Below are 21,313 nucleotides of genomic sequence, written 5' to 3'. Positions count from 1 at the left end.
AGTAGCCAGCCGGGTCGTGCCCGGCAATCCCCCGCCCCGACGTCCACGGGAGCCCTGAGCGACCCGTGTTGATCGTCGTCGGCCTCGTACTCATCATCGTTCTCACCGCCGCCACCGGCTACTTCGTAGCGCAGGAGTTCGGCTACGTCGCCGTGGACCGGGGCAAGCTCAAGCAGCTCGCCGACGACGGCGACGCCAAGGCCGCCCGCGCCCTGGAGGTCACCGGACGGCTGTCGTTCATGCTCTCCGGTGCGCAGCTCGGCATCACCGTGACCGCCCTGCTGGTCGGTTACGCCGCCGAGCCCTACCTCGGTGCCGGGCTGGCCGAACTGCTCGGCGGCGTCGGCGTCGCAACCGGCGTCAGCCTGCCGCTGTCGGTGGCGTTGGCGCTGGTCATCGCCACCGTCGTGCAGATGGTCCTCGGTGAGCTCGCCCCCAAGAACCTGGCCATCGCCCGCCCCGAGACCCTGGCGCGGGCGCTGAGCCGGTCCACCCTGATCTACCTGAAGATCGCCGGGCCGCTGATCACCCTCTTCGACCGGGCCGCCGTCCGGCTGCTGCGCCGGGTCGGTATCGAACCGATCGAGGAACTGCCCAGCGGCGCCACCCCGGCCGACCTGGAACAGATCATCGCCGAGTCCCGGGAGGAGGGGCACCTCGACGCCGAGATGTCCGACCTGCTCGACCGGGGTCTCGACTTCCGGGAGCTGACCGCCGGGGAGGCCATGGTGCCCCGGGTCGACGTGCACACCATCCGGTCGCACGAACCGGTCAGCCGGGTGGTCGAGCTGCTCGACACCGGTCACTCCCGGTTCCCGGTACGCGGCGTCGACGGCGTCGACGACCTCGTCGGTGTGGTCGGCATCGCCGACGTGCTCGGGGTGCCACCGGCCGAGCGCGCTACCACCCCGGTCAGCGCGGTGGCCGTACCGCCGCTGCTGGTGCCGGAGACGTTGCCGCTGCCCACGGTGCTGGACCGGCTGCGGTCCGGGCACCGGCAGCTCGCCTGCGTGGTCGACGAGTACGGCGGCTTCGCCGGCGTGATCACGCTGGAGGACATCGCCGAGGAACTCGTCGGACCGATCCGCGACGAGGACGACCCGCCCGAGCCGGCCCCGATCCGGCAGGACGACGGCTCCTGGGTGGTGCCGGCGCGCTGGCGGATCGACGAGGTTGCCGACAGCACCGGCATCGCCCTGCCCGAGGCCCCCGAGTACGACACCCTCTCCGGGTTGGTCATGCGGGAGCTGGGCCGGGTGCCCGAGGTGGGTGACCGGCTGGAGATCAGCCTGCCGGTCGACCACGACGAGCCCGCGGAACGGCCGACGGCCCTGGTCGAGGTGCTCGCCGTGGACCGGCACGTGGCCGACTCCGTCCGGCTTACCCTGGCCGGCGACCAGAACCCCGACGGGGAACCCCCGGCCATCGGCGGCGAGGGCGACCAACGCCGCGCCACCAACGCCCGCGCCACCGGCAACAGGGGTGACCGACGCGGCGGCGCGAACGCCCGTGCCACCGGCGGTGCCGACACGCGCGTCACCCAGGGCCGGGAGGAGCGGTCATGAGCCCCACCGTCGCACTGCTGGTGTCGGTGCTGCTGCTCGCCCTCAACGGCTTCTTCGTGGCCGCCGAGTTCGCCCTGGTCGCGGCCAAGCGCTACCGGCTGGAACAGACCGCCGCCTCGGGCAGCCGGGCCGCCCGCGCCGCCCTGGACGGGGTACGGGAACTCTCCCTGATGCTGGCCGGCGCGCAGCTCGGCATCACCCTGTGCACCCTGGGGCTGGGTGCGTTGGCCGAACCGGCGATCGAACACCTGATCAGCCCGCTGCTGCACGCCGTCGGCCTGCCGGCGGCGGCCAGCCACGTCGTCGCGTTGGTCTTCGCGTTGGGGCTGGTGACGTTCCTGCACCTGGTGGTCGGCGAGATGGCCCCGAAGTCGTGGGCGATCACCGATGCCGAGCGCTCGGCGACCCTGCTGGCGCTGCCGTTCCGGGCCTTCGCCCGGGTCGCCCGCCCGGTGCTGTCCGTGCTCAACGCCCTGGCCAACGCGATGCTGCGGCTGGTCGGGGTGCAGCAGCAGGACCAGCTCGCCCAGGTCCACGGCCCGGACGAACTGCGCATCCTGCTCGAACAGTCCCGCGAGCACGGGCTGCTCGGTGCCGAACAGCACCAGATGCTGACCAGCATGCTGGAGTTGCAGGGCACCACCGTCGCCCAGGTGATGGAACCCTTCGACCAGATCGTCACGGTCCACCGCACCGACACCGCCGAGCGGATCGAGCAGGTCAGCCGGGACAGCGGCAGGTCCCGGCTCGCCGTCCTCGACGACGGCGGTGAGGTGTGCGGTCTGGTGCACGTACGGGAGGCCGTCCGGGCCGTCACCACCGGCCGGACGGCCACCGCCGCCGAGCTGATGACCAGGTCGTTCACCCTGCCGGCCACCTCCTCGGTCACCGAGGCGGTCGCCGCGATGCGCGCCGACCAGGCCCAGCTGGCGCTGGTCCGCAACGGCGGCGGCCCGACCCGGCCGATCGGTTTCGTGGCGCTGGAGGACCTCCTCGAAGAGGTCATCGGCGAGTTCGACGACGAGACCGACCCGATCCCGAGGGGCCGCCGGATGCGCTGACGGTCGTACCGACCGTCGTTGCGCAGGATCGACGCAACAGGGGCGATGTGGTGGTGTCGCAGTGGCATGGACACCGCTACATCGCCCCCTCGCGTTGGTCGAAGAAGCCCCGCCCCGCTCCGCCCGGTCGGGTGTTCGGGTGGAGGAGTGCCGGGCCGGTCAGCGGGAACCCGGACGGTCATGCGGTTGACCGGTGTGTCCCGGGAGTCCGGTGTGACCGGGTTGTCGGTGAGTACCACCCTGACCAATCCGAGCACCCGCCCGGGGCTGCGGCTGCCGGGGCGGGTGACCCTCAGCGCCGGGTCGCAGGACGTGCCGATCCGGCACGTACGGCTGGGTCTGGTGGCGACCGCCGAACCGGAGGACCCCCGTTCACCCCGTCGCCTCGTGCAGTACCACCAGGTGCCGGTCGGGGGACGGTTCGTCGTACCGGCGGGGCGGCGGCGGGCCATCGACTTCGCCGTGCCGCTGCCGTGGGAGACCCCGGTGACGATCTTCGGCGGGGTGCCGGTGATGAGTATGCGTACCGGGCTGCGTACCGAGGTGTCGGTGGACCCGGAACTGGAGCAGGGTGCGATGGTGCCGGTCTTCATCCATCCGCTGCCCACCCAGCAGCATGTGCTCGCCGCGCTGGACACGTTGGGTTTCGTGCTGCGGCAGGCGGGACTGGTGTCGAGCCGGCTGCCGGGGGTCGCGCAGACCCTGCCGGTGCACCAGCGGCTCGGCTACTGGGTCGCCCCGCTCTACGCCGGCCCGATCACCGAACTGGAGCTGATCTTCGTGACCAACCCGGCCGGCTTGGAGGTGCTGCTCTGGATGGACCGGCGGCTGTCGTTGACCGGGATCAGCCACCAGAGCATCAGCCGGTTCCGGGTCTGGCACACCGGTGCCGACCAGCAGGACTGGGTAACTGTGGTGGACAGGTGGTTGCGTAGGGCGATCGACCGGCACGCGGCGGCGGCCTCGGATGCGCACTGGTCGGCCCGGGTCACCGAGTCGGCCCACGTCAGCCGACAGCCTGACGAACCGGTGCGCCCGGGTTTCGGGTTGGGTGGCACCGCCGGGAGTGGAGGAATCGGCAGCGGGGGCGGGGGTGGTGACGGCACCTGACCCGCCCGGCCGCAGCGGTGTCGGCGGGCCAGGTGCGTCGTCCCGGTGTCCCCGGTGTCGTGTGAGGGGCGGGGTCAGATCGAGGCGGTGGCGAGCTTGATGCCGAAGCCCAGGAAGAGCATGCCGACGCCGGTGGTGGCGCCGGCGGCCAACCGGCGACGCTGCCGGAACTGGGCGGCCAGGAAGGTGCCCGCGAAGATCAGCGCGGTCAGGTAGAGCGCGCTGGTCACCTGGGCGATCAGCCCGAGCAGCAGGAACGACAGCGCCGGCCAGGCGTAGCCGGGGTCGACGAACTGGATGAAGAACGAGATGAAGAAGAGGATCGCCTTCGGGTTGAGCAGGCTGATCACCAGCGCCTTGCGGAACGGGCTGCGCAGCGCCTCGGGCTCGGCGGCGTCGATCAGTCGGGGCGTCGCGGGGTCGTGGCGGTCACGCCACCGTCGCCAGGCCCCCCGCAGCATGGTCAGCCCGACGTAGCCCAGGTAGGCCGCACCGGCGTACTTGATCACAAGGAAGAGCGGCGGGTACGCCTTGAGCAGCGACGCCACCCCGGCAGCGGAGAGGATCATCAGCACCGAGTCGCCGAGGAAGACCCCGCCGGCCGCCCGGTAGCCGGTCGCCACGCCGCGCTTGGCGGCGGTGGAGAGCACGAAGAGGGAGTTCGGCCCCGGCAGCAGAATGATCGCTACGGTGCCCAACACGTACGTCCAGATGTCGGTGATGCCCAGCACGCCCGTCATCCTCGCTCCGCCGGTGCCGAACGGCGAAGCCATTCCCGCAGCCTGGCCTGTGCGTTCGGCCACTCGTCGACGGTCATGGCGTACTGCACGGTGTCCCGCCAGGAGCCGTCCGGGCGCTGCCTGTGCATCCGCAGCACGCCCTCCCGGGTCGCGCCGAGCCGGGCGATCGCGGCCTGCGACCGGGTGTTGCGGATGTCGGTCTGCCAGACCACCCGCACCGCCCCCAGGTCGTCGAACGCCCGACCGAGCAGCAACAGCTTGGCCTCGGTGTTGACGGCGCTGCCCCACCAGGGCCGACCGAGCCAGGTGTACCCGATGGCGACGCAGCGCCGCGCCGGGTCGAGGTCGTAGTAGGAGGTCGATCCGATGACCGCGCCGGTGCGGGCGCAGCGCTGCACCCACGGCACCCGTTCGCCGCGTCGCCGGGCGTCCAGCGCGGTGCCGACGACGGCCCGCATCGCGGCCGGGTCGGTGGGCGTCGGGTGGCTCAGGTGGGCCCAGACCTCCGGCTCGGCGGTGGCGGTGAAGAGGTCGTCGGCGTGCGCCGGGGTGAGCGGCTCCAGCAGCACGTGCGCGCCGCGCAGCGGCACCGGCTCGTACCACGGCGAGACGGCGGAACCCGGCCCGGACGACCCGGTGACCTCCGCCCCCGACCCGGCGGGCCCGGCGGTGTCGGACCGGCCGGTGACGTGCGCCGGGTCGGGGCGTGCCGGTCCGACCGGCTCCCGCACGGAGGTGCCGGAGAGGTAGGCCGGCAGCGGGGCGGTCACCCCGGCGTCGGGCTCCGGCGGGCCGGCGACCTGCCGCAGCGGCACCACCCCGGCCCAGTACGGCAGGTCGAGGTCGGCTGGCTCGTCGCGGACCCCGCCGGTGCGGGTCCGCACCGACACCTCGCGCAGCGGCAGCGCCAGGACGGCCGTCTCGGCCAGCTCCCGCCGGCTCGGGGGGCGGCTGTCGGCGGCCCGCCCGGCGGCGGCCTTCTCCACCAGGGCGGTGAGCACCGTGCGCTTGTCCTCCTCGTCGGTCACCAGGTGGGCGGTGCCGTGGGCGACGACCGAGCGGTAGTTGGCGCTGTGGTGGAACTGGGAACGACCGAAGACCAGCCCGTCGAGCAGGGTCACCGTGACGCAGACCGGCAGCCCGGCGTCGCCCCGGGCGGCGAGCAGCGGCCGGCTGCCGGTGGAACCGTGCAGGTAGAGGGTGTCACCGACGCGGACGTGCAGGGTGGGCAGCAGTCGCGGCTCACCGTCGACCACGAACCCCAGCACGCAGTGGTAGGCCTCGTCGAGCACCGCGTGGGCGGTGGCCCGGTCGTAGCTCATCCGGTCCCGGCTGCGGCTGGCGGTGGTGCGTGCGGTCGGCGCGTACATGTGACATCCCGCCTTTGTTCTAGTACGATCCTGGAACTGTGGCAGCACATTATCAGATCCTCGGGTCCACGTCCGCCGCGATTTCGGCGAGCGTGGAAACCGGCATCCGCAGCGGCGCGCTCGCCGCCGGTGACGCGCTGCCGCCCGTCCGCGCCCTCGCCACCGCGTTGGCGGTCAGCCCGGCCACCGTGGCGCGCGCCTACCAGGAGCTGCGCCAGCGGGGTCTGGTGGTCACCGCCGGCCGGCACGGCACCCGGGTGCGGCCCCGGCCGCCGGTCGCCCCGCGCCGCGCCGCGCACGCCCCCGCGCCCGCCCCCGGCACCCGGGACGTGTCCCACGGGCAACCCGACCCCCGGCTGCTGCCGCCGTTCGGCCCGCACCTGGCCGCGCTCGCCGACACGGTCGGCCCACCCGTCGGGTACGCCACGACCGGCGTGCACCCTGCCCTGGCCGAGGCCGCCCGCTCCCGGCTGGCCGCCGACGGGGTGCCCGCCGACGAGTTGACCGTCACGGGGGGCGCGCTCGACGGCATCGAACGGCTGCTCGCCACCCACCTGCGCCCCGGTGACGCGGTGGGCCTGGAGGACCCGGGCTGGGCCAACCTGCTCGACCTGGTCGCCGCGCTCGGGTTGCGGCCGGTCGGCTTCCCGGTCGACGACGAGGGGCCCGTCGTGTCCGGGGTGCGCGACGCGGTCGCGCTCGGGGTGCGGGCGCTGGTGGTGACCAGCCGGGCGCAGAATCCGACGGGCGCCGCCGTCTCCGCCGGCCGGGCCGGGGAGTTGCGGGCCCTGCTCGCCGGCCGCCCCGACCTGCTGCTGATCGAGGACGACCACGCCGCCGAGCTCTCCCGGCTGCCGGTGCACCCGCTGGCCGGGGCCACCCCGACCTGGGCGTTCGTCCGCTCGGTCAGCAAGCCCTACGGGCCCGACCTGCGGCTGGCGGTGCTGGCCGGTGACGAGGTGACGGTGTCCCGGGTGGCCGGCCGGGCCAGGGTGGGGGCCGGCTGGGTCTCCACCGTCCTGCAACGGCTCGTCCTGTCGCTCTGGCGTGATCCGGCCACCACCGCCCTGGTCGACCGGGCCGCCGACGCCTACGAACGTCGCCGTCGCGGGCTGCTCGCCGCGCTGGCCGACCGGGGCGTGGCGGGGCACGGCCGCAGCGGCATCAACGTCTGGCTGCCGGTGCCCGACGAGACCGCCACGGTCACCGCGCTACGCGACGCCGGCTGGTCGGTCGCGCCAGGTGGCCTTTCCCGGCTCGGCAGCCCGCCCGCCGTGCGGATCACGGTCAGCGCGCTCGACGACGCCGACCTCGTGCCGCTGGCCGACGCGGTGGCGGCGGCGGTCCGCCCCGCAGGCCCGGTCGGTTTCACCGCCTGACCCGCGCCGTCGGCCCGCTCCCGCCCCGCTGCCCGGGGGTCGGTTCCGGTGGCGCGGTCAACCCCGCCGGACGTACGAAGACCTTCCGGCGGGCGACCGCGTCGCCGGCTGCGTCCAGTTGGTAGCCCTCCAACCAGACCCATCCGTCGTACGTGGGCCAGTCGAGCACCCGGATGACCCGCAACCGGATGGGTCGGAGAAACTGCACGCTGGCGGCGCTGGTCACGTACACCAGGTCGCCAGCCCTCACCGGCCGTCCCGGTCCCGTCGGGCGCGCAGCTTCCGCTGGACGCGCCGGTCCCGCCAGGCGCGCAGCGTCGCGCCCGCGTCGGCGAGGCGGGCGCACGAACCGTCCGGCCGGCACCTGGAGCAGGCGTTGCGGTGGTGGAAGTCGACGACGTAACCGGCCATCACCACGGCGAACGGTGTCGCGGTCGTGGGCCGGGGCCTGATCTGTTGTACGACGTTGACAGGTTCAACAGGCGGATGGAACCACTTCCGACGAGACATGCGCGCTTCCTGACACTAGTACGGCAGCCGCCGTTCGGGATCATGGCTGGTGTTCGAGGTTGAGGCGTCGGGTGTAGTGGGCTTGTCGGGCTCGGGCTTGATGGCGGCGGCGCCAGTCTGACCAGCGCAGACAATGGGTGAGGTGGTGGATCGGTCGGATGACGCAGGCGTTGATCAGCCGGCGGATCTCGTTGATGGTGAGCTTGATCAGTCCGGTGTCGGCCGGGTCGTGGTCGGCGGCGTCGGCGGCGCAGATGGCCAGGACGGCGAGGGCGGCCAGGGCAAGGGTGGTGAACCGGTGCCAGGAGTCCCAGCGGCGGACCTGGTGCTGGTCGAGACCGACCTGGCCCTTGGCGGCCTGGAAGCTCTCCTCGATCGTCCAGCGGATGCCCGCGACCCGCACGAGTTGGGCCAGGGTGGCCGGTTGTGGGGTCCAGCAGCGGTAGAAGGCCAGCTCGTCGGTGGTGGTGTTGCGGCGGATCAGGAGGCTGTGGTGGCCGCCGTCGTCGGGGTCGGCATCGGCGCAGACGTCGTCGAGCCACGCCCATGCGTAGAAGCGTGGGCCTTTGGATCCGGCTCCGGCGCTGCGGCGTTGCCACGCCGAGGCCGGTAGCTCGGCGGCGACCCGGTCAGCCCGAACCCGGGTCTTGCCGCTGTCGAGGGGGACCAGGTGGCTGCGGGACACGGCCAGGACGTAGCCCAGGCGGTGTCCGCGCAGGTGGGCGCGGAAGACGTTGCTGTTGCCGTAGGCCTCGTCCGCAGCCGCCCACCCGGCCGGGACGCCGGCATCGAGGGCAGCGGTGATCATCTCTGCGGCGAGGTCAGGCTTGGTGGCGAACTCGATCGTGTCGGGGACTCCGGCGGCCTGGCAGCGGACCCGGTCATCAGTCCAGGACACCGGCAGGTAGACCCTGCGGTCGACCAGCGTGTGCCCATGCCGGCTGGCATAGCCGCAGAGCACCCCCACCTGTGCGTTCTCGATCCTGCCGGCGGTGCCGGTGTACTGGCGTTGCACCCCGACCGTGTGCACACCCTTCTTCAGGTCCCCGGTCTCGTCCACGACCAGCACCGCGTCCGGATCACCGAACCGGCCCACGACCACCGCCCGCACGTCGTCGCGGACCTCATCGGCGTCCCACACCGCCCGGGACAACAACCGCTGCATCGCATCCGGCCGGGCATGCCCGGCCCGTTCCGCCAACTGCCAACACGTCTTGACCTCGACATCCGAGAGCAGCCCCGACACGAACGCCGCCGCCGTCCGACGCGGCTCGACCCGCCCGAACCGTCCCGCGAACGCCTCGCACACCCCGGCCAGGACCTGCCGCCACCGGGCAGGGTCTACCCTGTGGCACGCGGCCACCGCCAGATCTGAAGTTATGTCCACAGCAGACAGATGATCACGCGGTGGCCGCACCTCGTCCACCCGGCTCCACCAGCAACATCTCAAACGGCGGCTGCCGTACTAGGGCTGGCGAAAAGTCGAGTGCGTCGCGGCAGCGGCTTCCGTGGTGCACGATTTTCCGGGCAGCAATAGCGGGGCACAGAAGGTTTGTTGCCATCGCATCCCATATCTAAGATTGTGGGTATGGCTCTGCTCAGAGGAACCCGGTTGGAGGTGTGGGGAGCTGGCGAGATCCAGGAGCGTCTGGGGATCTCACGGCAGCGCGCCTACATCCTGATCGGACGCAGGGATTTTCCTCCGCCGGCCGCTATTCTCAAGATGGGTCAGATCTGGTTGAGATCCGACGTGGAGGCGTGGATTCTTGAGAAGCGACCTCACCTGGTCGAGGTCGATGAGGAGTTGTAGCGGAACGCTCCAGTCGAAAGTCGTTGGTGTGCGTCAATGGTTTCGGTGGTTCTGGAGCCATGTGGTCTTGCGCATCTCGTTGCCTCTTGAGGTGTTGGTGAGACGCGCGAGGTCTGAACCCGGGTCACTTTCTGTGCCCGTCATGTCACCACATTAGGCCTGTCTAGACAGGAGTGTGGTGGGAGTCGTCGCAACCGGTGGGTAAGTTGACGGATGTGCCTACCCCGCACGTAGAGCCGCGTCGGTACCGGATCGTGGCCGACGAGTTGCGCCGCCGGATCACGGATGGCGCGATCCCACCCGGCTCCCTGCTGCCCAGCGAATCCGCCCTCATGGCGGAGTTCTCCGTCGCCAGGGGTACCGTGCGGGAGGCCTTGGCGCTGCTGCGCGCAGAGGGCCTGACCGTGGCAGAGAAGGGCAGGGGCACCTACGTTCGCCCGGTCGTGCCCGTTCGCCGGCTCGGCTCCGAGCGGTACCGAGTCGAGCTTGACCAGGTACGGAACGGTGAGCTGGGCACGGCCTTCACCGTCGATCAGCAGGTGGCCTGGTCGGCGTACACCCTGGACAGGGAGTTCAGGGATATTCCCGCGGCTGCCCCTGTGGCAGGACTCTTCGGGGTGCCGCCCGGGACGATGCTTTTGGAGCGTCGATTCGTCTTCCGTACCCACGGTGTCCCGCAGCAGATGTCCACCTCGTACCTGTTGCTGTCGATGGTGGCGGGTACCCCGGTGGCCGATCCCGCGAACGAGCCGTGGTCCGGCGGCAACACCTCCCAACTGCACAGTCTGGGCCATGCCGTTACCGCCGTGCGTGAACAGGTGAGCGCGCGAATGCCACTGCCGACCGAGATACAAACCCTGCGGATTCCGGGCGGTATACCGGTCGTCGCCATTACTCGGCAGACCTATGTGGATGACGTGGTCGTGGAGGTCGCCGATATCGTGCTCCCGGGAGACCGGGTTCGCCTCGACTACCTGATCGACCTCGCCTGAGCGGCCTGACACGACTGAGAACGTGCCGGCCCGGTGGGTCCGTCGCGGGTGCACTGGCGGGAACGGGTAGAACAGTCGCCATGGCCGAGCAGACCGACGCACCCGGTGCCCAGCAGTTCATCCCGCCGCAGGCCGGCACACTGGCCGAGCTGCGGGCCGCAGCCACCGGTTGCCGGGGCTGCGAGCTGTACCGGGACGCCACCCAGACCGTCTTCGGCCGGGGCGACGAGAGCGCCCGGGTGGTCTTCGTCGGCGAGCAGCCCGGCGACCTGGAGGACCAGCACGGGCTGCCTTTCGTCGGCCCGGCCGGCCGGCTGCTGCGCCGGGCGGTCGACGACGCCGGCCTCGACCCGGCCCACCTCTACATCACCAACGCGGTGAAGCACTTCCGGCACGAGTTGCGCGGCCGGCGTCGCATCCACCAGACCCCGGACCGGGTGCACATCGTCGCCTGCCGGCCGTGGCTGGTCGCCGAGTTCGCCCGGCTCCGCCCGCACCTGGTGGTGGTGCTCGGCGCGACGGCGGCGAAGGCCCTGCTCGGCCCGACCTTCCGGGTCACCCGGCAGCGTGGCGAACTGCTGCCCTGGCCGGCTGCCGCCGAGCATCCGGGGGACTTCACCCGGGCTCCGGACCGCGCCGGCGCGCCCGCCGCCCGGGTGCTCGCCACCATCCACCCGTCGGCGGTGCTGCGCGCCGACAACCAGGACGTCGCCTACCGGGGGCTGGTGGACGACCTCACGGTCGCCGCCCGCGCCCTGACCGGTGCTCCACAGGGGAGTGTCGACCGTCCTGACCGGGTAACCGGACGGTATGGCCGAACGAACGCCGGGACGTCGTGAACTGCTGCTCCGGCTCGGTGCTCCCGGGCCGTACGTCCTGGCGGCGGCCTTCGCCACCGCGCTGTGGTTTCCGCTGCGGCTCTTCGAAGACCCGGACCGGTCGATCCCGCTGGCCCTGGTCCGGGCCGGGTTGACCGGTGTGGTGTGGGGGCTGTTCCCGTTCCTGATGGCCGCCGTGTCCCGCTCCCGGGCGCAGGACCGGAGCCTGGTCGCGCTGCGTCGGGGCGTGGTGCCGGTGGACGAGCCCGACCGGGCGGCCGTGGTCGACCGCCTCCCGGCGACCCGGCGGGGCGCGCTGATCGCGGTGGTGGGCGGCGTCCTGCTCTTCGGTGGGCTGGCGGCACTCGCCCCGACCGTCGACCGGACCGCCTCCGGGGTGGCGTTCCTCGTGGTCCTGATGGTCGTGCTCACGATCGCCGGGGTCACCCTCGGCCGGGTTCGCCGGCTCGGCCGCCGGCTGGCCGGCACCCCGCAGGCGTCCCGCCCACCGATCTGACCGGCCGGACCACGTCCCCGGCCGGGGGGACTGCCGCCCCTGCCGTCACCCGGGACGCCGTTCGGTCGCGGCCCCACCGGGAACCCCGGTGCGGGCGGGGGGCGGGCTGCGCGAGGATGGCCTCCCCGGACCAGGAGCTGCGATGACCGTCGACCTGCGCGTGCCCGCCCGGCCCGACGTCGCCCCGATCCAACGGCGTACGTTGCGGCTGCTCGTCGCCACCCAGACCATCGGTGGGGTCGGGGTGGCGATCGGGATCTCGGTCGGGGCGCTGCTGGCGGCCCGGGTCGCCGGCACCGCCGTGGCCGGGCTGGCGCAGAGCTGCGGGGTGGTCGGCGCGGCGCTGCTCGCCGTACCGGTCACCCGGATCATGAACGGGCACGGCCGGCGGCCGGGGCTGGTGGTGGCCTACCTGACCGGGGCGGTCGGGGCGCTGCTGGTGGTGCTCGCCACGGTCACCGGCGGGGTGCCGCTGCTCTTCCTCGGGATGCTGCTGTTCGGCGGCGGCACGGCGGCCAACCTCCAGGCCCGCTACACGGCGGTGGACCTCGCCGAGCCGGCCCGCCGGGGCCGGCAGCTCTCCCTGGTCGTCTGGGCCACCACCATCGGTTCGGTGGCGGCACCCAACTTCGCCGCGCTCGCCGACCGGGTCACCCGGTCCCGGGGGCTGCCGTCGCTGGCCGGCCCGTTCGCGTTCAGCGCCGTCGCGTTCGGCCTGGCCGCGGTCGTACTGCTGCTGTTGCTGCGGCCCGACCCGCTGCTCACCGCGCGGCGGCTCGCGGCGGCCGAGGCGGGGACGCCGCCCGGGGCCGCCACCCCGGCGACGACCGCGCCGGGCGCGCGGCGGGCCGGTATGCGGGTGGCCTGGCGGGTGGTGCGCGGCCGGCCGGCGGCCCGGCTGGGCATCGCCGCCGTCGCGGTCGGCCACCTGGTGATGGTCGCGGTGATGGCGATGACCCCGGTACGCCTCGGCGAGTCGCACTCCGACGCGGACGTGCTGCGGGTCGTCGGCATCGTGCTGAGCGTGCACATAGCCGGCATGTACGCGTTCTCACCGGTGGTGGGTTGGCTCACCGACCGGTGGGGCCGGCGCGCGGTGATCCTCACCGGCGTCGGCACGCTGCTTTCGGCGTGCGCGGTCGCCGGCACCGCCGGGCACCACACGCCGCGCCTGTCGGTCGGCCTGGCCCTGCTCGGGCTGGGCTGGTCGGCGACCATGGTGGCCGGCTCGACGCTGCTGTCCGAGGCGGTGCCGGCCCGGGTGCGCCCCAGCGTGCAGGGGCTCTCCGACCTGACGATGGGGTTGGCCGGGGCGGGCGCGGCGGCGGCCAGCGGGTTTGTCATGCGGGTGGCGGGCTATCCGACCCTGACCCTGCTGGCGGCGATCGCGGTGGTGCCGCTGGTGGCGCTAGCGTTGCGGCGGGTGCCACCGACGGCACCCGACGAGGAGGAGTGATCACGTGCGGCTGACCGACTTCTGGACCCGGCTGGACGAGGCGTTCGGGTCGGGCTACGCGACCAGCATCGCCAGCGACCAGGTGCTCTCCCAACTCGACGGGCGGACAATCGAGCAGGCCCTCGCGGCCGGCGAGCAGACCCACGTGGTGTGGCGGGCGGTGGTCGCCGCGTACCCCGACCGGGTGCCCGCGCGACTACGTTGAGCTGCCGTCGGACCCCGTCCGCGTGTCGCTTGCCGGCTCGTACACCTGTTCGGCTATTGTCCACAGCGGGGTGCTCGTCCACAGCTCGCGGCCCGTCGGCTGGTTTTCTGTCGGACCCAGCGCCTAGCGTGTCCGCGTGACGCGAAGCTCAGGAAAGACGCCGGCGAAGGCAGGAGTGGCAAACATGGCCGCAGGGCCCGACCGGGAGAAGGCACTCGACCTTGCTCTCGCTCAGATCGACAAGCAGTTCGGCAAGGGGTCGGTGATGCGGCTGGGCGAGCGCCCGGTCGTCCAGACCTCGGTCATCCCGACCGGTTCCATCGCGCTCGACGTGGCGCTCGGCGTGGGTGGCCTGCCCCGGGGCCGGGTCGTCGAGATCTACGGTCCCGAGTCCAGCGGTAAGACCACGGTCGCCCTGCACGCGGTGGCCAACGCCCAGCGGGCCGGCGGCATCGCCGCCTTCGTCGACGCCGAGCACGCGCTCGACCCCGACTACGCCAAGGCGCTCGGTGTCGACACCGACGCCCTGCTGGTCTCCCAGCCGGACACCGGCGAGCAGGCGCTGGAGATCACCGACATGCTGGTCCGCTCCGGCGCGATCGACATCATCGTGATCGACTCGGTGGCGGCCCTGGTGCCGCGTGCCGAGATCGAGGGCGAGATGGGCGACAGCCACGTCGGCCTCCAGGCCCGTCTGATGAGCCAGGCGCTGCGGAAGATCACCGGCGTGCTCAACAACACCGGCACCACGGCGATCTTCATCAACCAGCTCCGCGAGAAGATCGGTGTCATGTTCGGCTGTATGTCGTACTCGACCAGGGTGACCCTGGCCGACGGCACGCAGGAGAAGATCGGCAAGATCGTCAATCAGCGGATGGACGTCGAGGTTCTCTCCTACAACCCGGAAACCGACCGGGTGGAGCCGAAGCGGATCACCAACTGGTTCAACAACGGCCCCGCCGAGCAGTTCCTCCAGTTCACCGTGGCCAAGTCGGGCGGCAACGGCCGTGCACAGTTCGCCGCCACCGCCAACCACCTGATCCGCACGCCCGGCGGTTGGCGGGAGGCCGGCGAGCTGATCGCCGGTGACCGGGTCATGCTGGCCGAGCCGCGTCAGCTCAGTGAGCAGCAGTGGCAGGTCGTGCTCGGTTCGCTGATGGGTGACGGTGCCCTCTCGCCCAACCGGGCGGACCGCTCCGGTGTCCGTTTCCGCCTCGGGCACGGCGCTGCGCAGGTCGACTACCTCGACTGGAAGGTGTCCCTGCTCGGCAACATCACCCACTCCCGCCGCACCGACGAGCGCGGTGCCGCGTTTGCCGACTTCACGCCCCTGCCCGAGCTGGACGAGTTGCGTCGTGCGGTCTATCTGGGCGACGGCAGGAAGCACCTCAGCTGGGACTACCTCAAGGCCCTCACGCCGCTCGCCCTCGCCGTGTGGTATATGGACGACGGGTGCTTCACGGTCCGCTCCAAGGGCGTGCAGGAGCGCACCGCCGGTGGCTCCGGCCGGATCGAGATCTGCGTCGAGGCGATGGCGGAAGGCAGCCGTGAGCGGCTGGTGGAGCATCTGCGCGACGCGTACGGCATGGAGGTGAAGCTGGTTTCCCGGGGTGCCCGGGGAACGGCGTCGATCATCTTCACGACGGCGTCGTCCGCCCGGTTCCAGGAACTGGTCGCGCCGTACGTGCCGGCGGCGATGCACTCGAAGCTGCTTCCCCGGTTCCAGGGGCAGTGCGCGGTCGAGCCGCAGTTCGCCTCGGCGGAACTCACCCCGGTGCCGGCCCGGATCATCGACGTGCACGTCAAGCCCAGGACCCGCTCGATGAACCGGTTCGACATCGAGGTGGAGGGCAACCACAACTACTTCGTCGACGGGGTCATGGTGCACAACAGCCCCGAGACGACCACCGGTGGTCGGGCGCTGAAGTTCTACGCCTCGGTCCGGCTCGACGTGCGCCGCATCGAGAGCCTCAAGGACGGCACCGACGTGGTCGGCAACCGCACCCGGGTCAAGGTCGTCAAGAACAAGGTCGCCGCGCCGTTCAAGCAGGCCGAGTTCGACATCATGTACGGCAAGGGCATCTCCCGCGAGGGCTCGCTGATCGACGTCGGCGTGGAGCAGGCGATCATCCGCAAGTCGGGTGCCTGGTACACCTACGACGGTGACCAGCTCGGCCAGGGCAAGGAGAAGGCCCGGGAGTTCATGAAGGAGAACCCGGACGTGGCCGCCGAGATCGAGAAGAAGATCCTGGAGAAGCTCGGGGTCGGGGTCGGCGCGGGTGACGCCGCCGGTGGCCCTGAGCTGCCGCCTGTCGACTTCTGACCGGTCGCGCCCCGATGGCAGGACGACGCGCCCGCACGGGGCGGGGCTGGGACGCCTCCCCACCCCGTGCGGGTGCCGATGACACGACGCCCCGCCCCCGGCGAGGTCGCCGGGGGTCGTCGGACGAGACCGAGCCGACCTCTGGTGAGCCGACGCCCCGGGACGAGGGCGAGATGGCCCGGGAGATCTGCCTGCGGCAGCTCGCGGTGCGCCCGCGTACCCGGGCCGAGCTGGCCGGGGCGCTGGCCAAGAAGGGCATCTCCGACGAGGTGTCCGCCCAGGTGCTCGACCGTTACGACGAGGTCGGCATCATCGACGACGCCGCCTTCGCCCGCGCCTGGGTCTCCAGCCGGCACAACGGTCGCGGGCTGGCCCGCCGGGCGCTGGCCAACGAACTGCGCCAGCGGGGCGTGGACGGCGAGGTGGCCAGCGAGGCGCTGGGCGAGCTGGACGAGGAGACCGAGGCGCAGACCGCCCGCGCCCTGGTCGACCGGAAGCTGCGGACCGCCCGGGGTGAGCCCGACGCGGTGTTCCGCCGGCTGGTCGGCATGCTCGCCCGCAAGGGCTACCCGCCCGGGGTGGCGATCCGGGCGGTGAAGGACGCCCTGGCCGCGCAGAGCGCCGAGGCGGCCGAGTTCGCCGAGCAGATCGACGCCGACGCGCTGGCCGACGCCGAGGGCGAGCGGGGCTGACCGTGTGGAAGGCGTCCCTCAACGGTGCCCGGCGGCGCGACGAGCACCCCGCCGTGCCGCTGACCGCGGCCGAGCTGGCCGCCGACGCGGTGCGCTGTGCCGAGCTGGGGGTGGCGGCGGTGCACGTCCATCCCCGCGACGCCGACGGTGCCGAGTCGCTGTCCCCGTCGGTGATCGCCGGGGCGGTGACCGCGATCCGCGCCGCCCGGCCGGGGCTGCCGGTGGGAGTGAGTACCGGCGCGTGGATCGCACCTGATCCGGCCGACCGGGTCGCCGCCGTCCGCGCCTGGTCGGTGCTGCCCGACTTCGCCTCGGTCAACGCCCACGAGGACGGTGCCGAGGCGGTCGCGGCGGCCCTGCACGAACGAGGCGTGCTGGTCGAGGCCGGCCTGTGGACGGTGGACGCGGTCCGCGCCTGGCGCGCCTGGCGGGTGCCGACCGGTCGGGTCCTGGTCGAATGCCTGGCCGACGAGCCGGACCGGGCGCTGGCCGACGCCGCCGACATGCTCGCCCGCCTCACCCCCGGTGATCCTCCGGTGCTGCTGCACGGCGAGGGGCCGGCCACCTGGCCGGTGTTCTTCGAGGCGGTCCGCCGGGGTCTGGACACCCGGATCGGCCTGGAGGACACCCTGCACCTGCCGGACGGGTCACCCGCCCCCGACAATGCCGCCCTGGCGGGCTGCGCCCGCGCGCGGGGGGCCCGCTGACCCGACCGGGTCCGGCCCCGACACCGCGGACCTTTGGGTTTTTTGTAACGCCGTGTCCGGACTCGGATCACCGCTCGGTGACGTTGTCAACTCTCTCCGTTCGGGGGGTTTGATCATGAGTTCTTGACCGAACGGCCTTCCGCGACCTAGCCTCGCCATACAGGCTCACTTTGCCCGACCAGCGCAGGCTAAGCGCACAACATAGATCGCGTAACGGAACTGCAACACTTTGGCCAGCTCCACCGGCCTTGACGGTCCCTCCGGACAGCCGGTCCGGAGCCGATCCGACAACTGCACCCGGCTGTCGGCGATGCCGCATGGGCATCGCCGACGGAGAGCTATCCCCACGGCCAGCCGCTCGGTCGGGCGTCCGGAGCCGCAGAGGTGGCGTGCCGTCGGCACGGTTTCCCTGCGGCGTAGACGTTTGGGGAGGCGCGACCATGGCTGGTCGGCACAGGGACCGGGGGTCCCCAGGAGGTGACGGCGCGCGCAGTCGCGCCGGCACGGTGTTGCGGCCCACCGGCCCGGGTGACGGGACACCGGCATGAGCACCTTCGACGTGGTGCTCCTGATCGTCGTCGGGGTCCTCGCCGCCGTCGTGGTCGGCGTCGTCCTGGTCGGCGTACGGGCGCTGCGCCGGATCGGCACCGCCCCCGCCCCGGAGGATCCCGCCTTCATCGCGGAGAAGGACCGGCAGGAACAGTCGCTGGCCGCGTTGCGCAGCGCCGCCGACGAGGTGAACAGCACCATCGACGTGGCGAAGTCCGCCGCCTCGGCGGCGCGGGCCGAGGCGGCCGGGGCCAAGGCGGAGGCGAAGTCGGCCCGTGCCGAGGCGCGCCGGGTCCTCGACGACGCCCGCGCCGAGGCGGACACCGTCCTGGAGCGGGCGCACAAGCAGGCCGAGGCGGACGCCGAGCAGTTGCGGGCCGCCGCCCGGCGCAGCGGTGAGCGTGAGGTGGCGGTGCTCGCCGCGACGACGCGGGAGCAGGCGGCCGAGGTGGAACGCCGGGCCGCCCGGATGGACGAGCGGGAACGGCTGCACACCGAGGAGGTGGAGCGGCTCGCCGAGCGGGAGCGGCAGCTCACCGCCGCCAGCGCCGCGCTGGCCGAGCGGGAGGCGGCGGTCACCGCCCGGGAGGCGGCCCTGACGGTGGCCGAGGAGCAGCGCCGGCGGGAGTTGGAACGCGTCGCCGGGCTCACCGCCGACTCGGCCCGCACCGAGCTGATCGAGGCGATCGAGACGCAGGCGAAGCGGGAGGCGGCGCTGCTGGTGCGGGACATCGAGTCCGACGCCCGCAACACCGCCGAACAGCGCGCCCGGCACATCGTGGTGGACGCCATCCAGCGGGTGGCCAGCGAGCAGACCGCGGAGAGCGTGGTCAGCGTGCTGCACCTGCCGGGGGACGAGATGAAGGGGCGGATCATCGGCCGGGAGGGGCGCAACATCCGCGCCTTCGAGTCGGTGACCGGGGTCAACCTGATCATCGACGACACCCCGGAGGCGGTGCTGCTGTCGTGCTTCGACCCGGTGCGCCGGGAGGTCGGCCGGCTCACCCTGGAGAAGCTGGTCCTCGACGGTCGAATCCACCCGCACCGGATCGAGGAGGTGCACGACCTGGCCCGGCAGGAGGTGGAGGAGCTGTGCCACCGGGCCGCGGAGGACGCCCTGGTGGAGGTGGGCATCACCGAGATCCACCCCGAACTGGTCACCCTGCTCGGCCGGTTGCGCTACCGCACGTCGTACGGGCAGAACGTGCTCAAGCACCTGGTGGAGACCGCGCACATCGCCGGGATCATGGCCGCCGAGCTGCGACTGGACGTGCCGACGATCAAGCGGTCGGCGTTCCTGCACGACATCGGCAAGGCGCTCACCCACGAGGTGGAGGGCAGCCACGCGATCATCGGCGCCGACCTGGCCCGCAAGTACGGCGAGAGCGAGGACGTGGTGCACGCCATCGAGGCGCACCACAACGAGGTGCCGCCGCAGACCATCGAGGCGGTTCTCACCCAGGCCTCCGACGCCTGCTCGGGTGGGCGGCCGGGGGCCCGGCGGGAGAGCCTTGAGGCGTACGTCAAGCGGCTGGAGCGGATCGAGGAGATCGCGGCCGGCAAGCTCGGCGTGGAGAAGGTCTTCGCGATGCAGGCGGGCCGGGAGATCCGGGTGATGGTCAAGCCGGACGACGTCGACGACATCGGCGCGGCGGTCCTGGCCCGGGACGTGGCCAAGCAGATCGAGGAGGAGTTGACCTACCCGGGGCAGATCCGGGTGACCGTGGTCCGCGAGTCCCGGGTCACCGAGATCGCCCGCTGACCCCGTACGACCAGGAAGGGCCGGCCCGGAGATCCGGGCCGGCCCTTGTCGTGTGCGGGTCAGTTGCCGCCCGCGCCCTCGGCCTGGGAGGCGAGTGCGGTGGGCGGGGCCTGCGGGGCGGGCGTGCCGGCCGACTTGCGCCCGCGGGACAGCCGCCGCTGGACGAACTGGGCCAGCTTCGACAGCGAGTAGTTGGCCAGGATGAACAGTGCGGCGATCACCACGTAGACCTGGATCGGGTTGTCCAGCACGCCGATGATCTGCTTGCCGATGTTGAGGGTCTCCTCGTAGCTGATGATGAAGCCCAGCGAGGTGTCCTTGAGTACCACGACGAGCTGGCTGATCAGCGCCGGCAGCATGATCCGGAACGCCTGCGGGAGCAGGATCATCCGGGTGGTCTGGGCGGGGGAGAGGCCGATCGCGGCGGCGGCCTCGGCCTGCCCGCCCGGCAGCCCCTCCATGCCGGACCGGAGGATCTCGGCGATGACCACGGAGTTGTAGACGGTCAGGCCGATGACCAGGTACCACAGCGTGTCGAAGGAGATGCCGAACTCGGGGAAGCCCCGGGCCACGAAGAAGATGGTGAGCACCACCGGCAGGCCCCGGAACACCTCGACGCAGACCCGGGTGACCGCCGAGAGGGTGACGCTGAGCCCGCGCAGCAGGTAGGCCACCGGGGTGGCCATCCCGGTGAAGCGCCGCCGGGTGAGGCTCTTGAGCTGGATGCGCAGCATCGCGAGCAGGGTGCCGACCACCAGTGAGGCGATGATGGCCAGCACGGCGGCGGTGAGGGTGTTCTTCAGCCCGAAGCCGATCCGGTCCCAGACCTGGGAGAAGTTCTCGTGGGAGGGGTCGACCAGCGGCCCCCACAGCTCCATCGAGAACTGGCCCTTGTCGTCCAGCGGGCGGTAGATCAGGAAGTACGCGCCGACGGCCAGCAGCACGGTGGCGACGATGCTGCTGATCAGGGTGATCCGGCGCTGGCGCGGGCCGGGGACGTCGTACAGGACGCTGGTCTGCTGACTCATCGGGCCACCGCCTGTCGCTTCTCCAGCCGGTCGAGCAGTGCGCCGAGCGGCACGGTCATGATCAGGTAGCCGATCGAGATGCCGATGGCGACCGGGATGAAGGCGTAGCCCTCGGCGGAGGTGAGCTGGTCGGCGCTCTGGGACAGGTCGCCGACCACGCCGAAGAAGCCGATCAGCGCCGAGTTTTTGATCATCGCGATGATCACCGAGCCGAGCGGCACCACCGACGCCTTCCAGGACTGCGGCAGCACCACGTGCCGCAGGTTCTGGCCGAAGGTCAGGCCGAGCGAGCGGGCGGCCTCGGCCTGGCCCGGCGGCACCGCGTTGACCCCGGAGCGCAGCGCCTCGCAGACGAACGCGGCGGTGTAGAGCACCAGGGCGAGCAGCGCGAAACGGAAGTACGGCAGGTCGGTGCCGAGCCGGGTGAACAGCGAGTCCAGCACGGGGACGCGCAGGAAGTCGGCGTTGGAGCCGAGCGCCGGCAGGCCGAAGGCGGCGAAGAACATCACCACGGTCAGCGGCATGTTCCGGAAGATGTTCACGTACGCGGTGCCGACGGCGCGCAGCGGCGGCACCGGCGAGATGCGGAGCACCGCCATGACGGCGCCCAGGATCAGGGCGCCGATCGCGGCGAGGACGCAGATCTGGAGGGTGAGCCAGAAACCACCCGCGAAGACGTCGAACTTGTCGATGAGCACACTCACGGGTCGGTGTTCCTC

General features: G+C 72.2%; 20 protein-coding genes and 3 pseudogenes. 16 read left to right on the top strand and 7 right to left on the bottom strand.

From position 1 onward, the window contains the following. Window positions 1-65 precede the first annotated feature (65 nt). The 3 genes and pseudogenes from ACWCHM_RS19805 to ACWCHM_RS19795 all read left to right on the top strand — a co-directional run. A pseudogene (locus ACWCHM_RS19805) lies at window positions 66-1,418 on the top strand (hemolysin family protein); the annotation flags it as partial. Window positions 1,419-1,561: 143 nt separating this feature from the next. Then, window positions 1,562-2,626, top strand: a complete 1,065-nt coding sequence (locus ACWCHM_RS19800; protein ID WP_454219320.1) for a hemolysin family protein — start codon at window positions 1,562-1,564, stop codon at window positions 2,624-2,626. A gap of 180 nt (window positions 2,627-2,806) precedes the next feature. Next, complete coding sequence (locus tag ACWCHM_RS19795; protein ID WP_421489063.1) at window positions 2,807-3,736, top strand: sporulation protein; 930 nt, start codon at window positions 2,807-2,809, stop codon at window positions 3,734-3,736. 74 nt (window positions 3,737-3,810) lie between these two features. Here the strand turns inward: ACWCHM_RS19795 and leuE are convergent, their stop codons facing one another. Both leuE and ACWCHM_RS19785 read right to left on the bottom strand, forming a co-directional pair. Continuing rightward, window positions 3,811-4,476, bottom strand: coding sequence for a leucine efflux protein LeuE (gene leuE / locus ACWCHM_RS19790; RefSeq protein ID WP_204956981.1), 666 nt, complete (start codon window positions 4,474-4,476; stop codon window positions 3,811-3,813). Next, a complete protein-coding gene (locus ACWCHM_RS19785) occupies window positions 4,473-5,846 on the bottom strand; it encodes a bifunctional pyridoxamine 5'-phosphate oxidase family protein/GNAT family N-acetyltransferase (protein WP_454219318.1) in 1,374 nt (457 codons plus the stop codon). Before ACWCHM_RS19785 ends, leuE begins: the two co-directional genes overlap by 4 nt. Before the next feature lie 38 nt (window positions 5,847-5,884). Here ACWCHM_RS19785 and ACWCHM_RS19780 point away from each other — a divergent pair, with 38 nt between their 5' ends. Then, on the top strand, window positions 5,885-7,225 hold the full coding sequence (locus ACWCHM_RS19780) for an aminotransferase class I/II-fold pyridoxal phosphate-dependent enzyme (RefSeq protein WP_454219317.1): 1,341 nt from the start codon (window positions 5,885-5,887) through the stop codon (window positions 7,223-7,225). On the opposite strand, the gene ACWCHM_RS19775 is transcribed toward ACWCHM_RS19780, so the two are convergent. The 3 genes from ACWCHM_RS19775 to ACWCHM_RS19765 all read right to left on the bottom strand — a co-directional run bounded on the left by ACWCHM_RS19775 (window position 7,215) and on the right by ACWCHM_RS19765 (window position 9,098). Continuing rightward, window positions 7,215-7,475 carry a hypothetical protein gene (locus ACWCHM_RS19775; protein WP_204956984.1) on the bottom strand — a complete coding sequence of 87 codons (261 nt, stop codon included), beginning with the start codon at window positions 7,473-7,475 and terminating at the stop codon, window positions 7,215-7,217. The two genes, ACWCHM_RS19780 and ACWCHM_RS19775, sit on opposite strands and share 11 nt — an antisense overlap. Continuing rightward, the gene (locus ACWCHM_RS19770; RefSeq protein WP_454219316.1) at window positions 7,472-7,639 is read right to left on the bottom strand and encodes a hypothetical protein; all 168 of its coding nucleotides are present in this window, start codon (window positions 7,637-7,639) and stop codon (window positions 7,472-7,474) included. The genes ACWCHM_RS19775 and ACWCHM_RS19770 overlap by 4 nt, the downstream gene beginning before the upstream one ends. A 136-nt stretch (window positions 7,640-7,775) precedes the next feature. After that, window positions 7,776-9,098, bottom strand: coding sequence for an IS701 family transposase (locus ACWCHM_RS19765; RefSeq protein ID WP_454219315.1), 1,323 nt, complete (start codon window positions 9,096-9,098; stop codon window positions 7,776-7,778). 225 nt (window positions 9,099-9,323) lie between these two features. Here ACWCHM_RS19765 and ACWCHM_RS19760 point away from each other — a divergent pair, with 225 nt between their 5' ends. From ACWCHM_RS19760 to rny, 12 genes and pseudogenes are all read left to right on the top strand, one after another. Continuing rightward, the gene (locus ACWCHM_RS19760; RefSeq protein ID WP_204956986.1) at window positions 9,324-9,545 is read left to right on the top strand and encodes a helix-turn-helix transcriptional regulator; all 222 of its coding nucleotides are present in this window, start codon (window positions 9,324-9,326) and stop codon (window positions 9,543-9,545) included. Window positions 9,546-9,799: 254 nt separating this feature from the next. After that, window positions 9,800-10,537 carry a GntR family transcriptional regulator gene (locus tag ACWCHM_RS19755; protein ID WP_454219314.1) on the top strand — a complete coding sequence of 246 codons (738 nt, stop codon included), beginning with the start codon at window positions 9,800-9,802 and terminating at the stop codon, window positions 10,535-10,537. An 80-nt stretch (window positions 10,538-10,617) separates the two neighbouring features. Then, window positions 10,618-11,376 carry a UdgX family uracil-DNA binding protein gene (locus tag ACWCHM_RS19750; protein ID WP_454219313.1) on the top strand — a complete coding sequence of 253 codons (759 nt, stop codon included), beginning with the start codon at window positions 10,618-10,620 and terminating at the stop codon, window positions 11,374-11,376. Continuing rightward, window positions 11,348-11,872, top strand: a complete 525-nt coding sequence (locus ACWCHM_RS19745; protein WP_454219312.1) for a hypothetical protein — start codon at window positions 11,348-11,350, stop codon at window positions 11,870-11,872. The genes ACWCHM_RS19750 and ACWCHM_RS19745 overlap by 29 nt, the downstream gene beginning before the upstream one ends. A 142-nt stretch (window positions 11,873-12,014) precedes the next feature. Further along, window positions 12,015-13,328: an MFS transporter gene (locus ACWCHM_RS19740; RefSeq protein ID WP_454219311.1), complete on the top strand. Its 1,314-nt coding sequence runs from the start codon at window positions 12,015-12,017 to the stop codon at window positions 13,326-13,328. A 4-nt stretch (window positions 13,329-13,332) separates the two neighbouring features. Next, entirely contained in the window at window positions 13,333-13,533 is a 201-nt protein-coding gene (locus ACWCHM_RS19735) for a DUF3046 domain-containing protein (RefSeq protein WP_204923937.1), read from the top strand. A gap of 184 nt (window positions 13,534-13,717) precedes the next feature. Continuing rightward, window positions 13,718-14,569, top strand: a pseudogene (gene recA, locus ACWCHM_RS19730) (recombinase RecA); the annotation flags it as partial. 60 nt (window positions 14,570-14,629) lie between these two features. Further along, a pseudogene (locus ACWCHM_RS19725) lies at window positions 14,630-15,184 on the top strand (LAGLIDADG endonuclease); the annotation flags it as partial. Between the two features lie 171 nt (window positions 15,185-15,355). After that, the gene (locus ACWCHM_RS19720; RefSeq protein ID WP_372445910.1) at window positions 15,356-15,856 is read left to right on the top strand and encodes a hypothetical protein; all 501 of its coding nucleotides are present in this window, start codon (window positions 15,356-15,358) and stop codon (window positions 15,854-15,856) included. A gap of 14 nt (window positions 15,857-15,870) precedes the next feature. Beyond that, window positions 15,871-16,548, top strand: a complete 678-nt coding sequence (locus tag ACWCHM_RS19715; RefSeq protein ID WP_454219310.1) for a regulatory protein RecX — start codon at window positions 15,871-15,873, stop codon at window positions 16,546-16,548. A 2-nt stretch (window positions 16,549-16,550) separates the two neighbouring features. Next, window positions 16,551-17,255, top strand: coding sequence for a 3-keto-5-aminohexanoate cleavage protein (locus tag ACWCHM_RS19710; protein ID WP_454219308.1), 705 nt, complete (start codon window positions 16,551-16,553; stop codon window positions 17,253-17,255). Window positions 17,256-17,799: 544 nt separating this feature from the next. Beyond that, the gene (gene rny / locus ACWCHM_RS19705; protein ID WP_204956993.1) at window positions 17,800-19,566 is read left to right on the top strand and encodes a ribonuclease Y; all 1,767 of its coding nucleotides are present in this window, start codon (window positions 17,800-17,802) and stop codon (window positions 19,564-19,566) included. 59 nt (window positions 19,567-19,625) lie between these two features. Here the strand turns inward: rny and ACWCHM_RS19700 are convergent, their stop codons facing one another. Together ACWCHM_RS19700 and ACWCHM_RS19695 are read right to left on the bottom strand one after the other, a co-directional pair. After that, on the bottom strand, window positions 19,626-20,594 hold the full coding sequence (locus ACWCHM_RS19700; RefSeq protein WP_281899619.1) for an amino acid ABC transporter permease: 969 nt from the start codon (window positions 20,592-20,594) through the stop codon (window positions 19,626-19,628). Further along, entirely contained in the window at window positions 20,591-21,298 is a 708-nt protein-coding gene (locus tag ACWCHM_RS19695; protein ID WP_204956995.1) for an amino acid ABC transporter permease, read from the bottom strand. The genes ACWCHM_RS19700 and ACWCHM_RS19695 overlap by 4 nt, the downstream gene beginning before the upstream one ends. Window positions 21,299-21,313 lie beyond the last annotated feature (15 nt).

Source organism: Micromonospora sp. SCSIO 07396 (assembly GCF_053667945.1).
Note: the sequence above shows the minus strand (reverse complement) of the source record. Positions and strands in the feature narration are given on the sequence as shown.